Here is a 376-nt window from a genome sequence, read left to right as displayed (position 1 = left end):
CCAATGTGCTGGTGGCCATCTTCAGTGAGCAGGAAAGTCAGGCGGTCTACTACCTGAAGCAGCAGAGTATTGCCCGCATTGATGTGGTCAACTACATCACCCACGGCATTCATAAGGTGGCCGGACAGTCCGATCACGGCAACGACTCCGCCCAGGAGCAGCACGACGATGATGCCATCGGCGGTGAGTCGCCCAGCCAGAGCCCGCTGGAGAGTTTTGCGGCCAACCTGAACGAGCAGGCCATGCAGGGGCGTATTGATCCCCTGGTGGGGCGCGAGTACGAGGTGGAGCGGGTCAGCCAGATTCTCTCCCGTCGGCGCAAGAACAACCCGCTGCTGGTGGGCGAGTCCGGGGTGGGTAAAACCGCCATTGCCGA

The 376-nt window shown here is 61.4% G+C and carries 1 pseudogene; it reads left to right on the top strand.

Annotated elements, in window-relative coordinates:
- Positions 1 to 376 (top strand): annotated as a pseudogene (gene clpA / locus B3520_RS17060) (ATP-dependent Clp protease ATP-binding subunit ClpA); the annotation flags it as partial.

Origin of the sequence: Marinimicrobium sp. UBA4509, from assembly GCF_002388575.1 — a bacterium.
In the GTDB taxonomy this organism is placed as follows: domain Bacteria; phylum Pseudomonadota; class Gammaproteobacteria; order Pseudomonadales; family Cellvibrionaceae; genus Marinimicrobium; species Marinimicrobium koreense.
This window is presented reverse-complemented; position numbering and strand designations above follow the sequence as displayed.